The 1,169-nt window shown below is 64.0% G+C and carries 2 protein-coding genes; both read left to right on the plus strand.

Annotated elements, in window-relative coordinates; translation table 11 throughout:
• On the plus strand, window positions 1-245 hold a 245-nt coding region (locus BST15_RS22310; RefSeq protein WP_474623355.1), incomplete at its 5' end, for a PPW family C-terminal domain-containing PPE protein.
• Window positions 246-806: 561 nt separating this feature from the next.
• Window positions 807-1,115, plus strand: a complete 309-nt coding sequence (locus BST15_RS20925) for a PE family protein (protein WP_046191553.1) — start codon at window positions 807-809, stop codon at window positions 1,113-1,115.
• The last annotated feature ends 54 nt before the right edge of the window (window positions 1,116-1,169 follow it).

The raw sequence follows: 1,169 nt of genomic DNA on the forward strand, positions 1-1,169 counted from the left end.
ATGCCGACATGAATGTGGAGGTCGATGCCGAATGGGCGCCACCGACCGGTGGGGGGCCGCTGGCTTCGGACGGCAGCGCGGGCGGGGTCGGCTTCGAAGGCGGTGCCATCAAACATGCTGTGCGAGAAGCCGGACTGACCACTGTGGCGGGGGACTCCTTCGGCTCTGCGCCGACTGCACCATTGCTGCCGGCCAGCTGGACCGGTCAGCCCAGTGAAGTGCCAGATCCCGACGCACAGCCCTGACCATCGGCGAACGCAGTAGTTCTTCCTTCAAGGCCCGGCGTCACCGCCATTGCGGTGGCGCCGGGCGCACAATTGCCCTGTCGTGTGTGCATTAACCGCTCAACTCGTCGGCGGAAGTGCCGTTCTGGCTGCTTCCAATCTGGTCTAGCTTCCGGCAGTACTGCTCTGTTGCACAGCATGATTCGATCACTGCGGCTCCTCTCAGCCTGTCATCGACAGAGTGCTCACGAGGGCCGCGCCCGCGGATTCCCGCCTTGATGAATATCGCCACGCCGAAAGGCGCATCGGATTCTCACGTGTCGGTGCGCTATTCCGCACCTGCTGATTCAAACTCAGCGAGCGTGGCGTGCAGAGATTAACTTATTCCCCTTCGGTCCTGAAAAAGCCTTCTCACCAGCGTTATTCAGAACACGTCGGCCGGTGAACCCAGTTCCGGCGGCCTCGGCTTGAGCGTGCAGTGTGCCGCCCCAGTGGTCGACACATGTTCGCACTTGGTGGTCGTATAAGTGCCACAAAGCAGTTGTCCAAGGGTGTGTTTCCCGGTTCGGAAGGAGATAGGTCATGCCGCTACATGTCGTCCCCGAAGGACTGGCCGCCGCCAGCGCTCGTATCGAGGCGTTGACCGCCAGGCTCGCTGCCGTCCACGCCGGCGCGGTTCCGGTGATCACGGCAGTGCTCCCGCCCGCCGCTGACCCCGTCTCGCTGCAGAGTGCGGCGACGTTAAGTGGCTACGGAAGTCGGCATGTCGTGGTGGCCGCCGCCGGCACGGCAGAACTCGGCCGCTCGGGCGTCGGTGTCGGCGAGGCAGGCGTGAGCTATGCGGTCGGCGACGCTCACGCGGCAGCGGTGTATCCGCGTTGGGGTGGTTAGTGTGACTGCGCCTGCGTTTATGGGGTTGCCGCCGGAGGTGCATTCGGCGTTGTT

Origin of the sequence: Mycolicibacter arupensis (assembly GCF_002086515.1) — a bacterium.
In the GTDB taxonomy this organism is placed as follows: domain Bacteria; phylum Actinomycetota; class Actinomycetes; order Mycobacteriales; family Mycobacteriaceae; genus Mycobacterium; species Mycobacterium arupense.

Coding starts and splice junctions, on each gene's coding strand:
- BST15_RS20925 (WP_046191553.1), top strand. CDS start 807: ATGCCGCTACATGTCGTCCCCGAAGGACTGGCCGCCGCCAGCGCTCGT.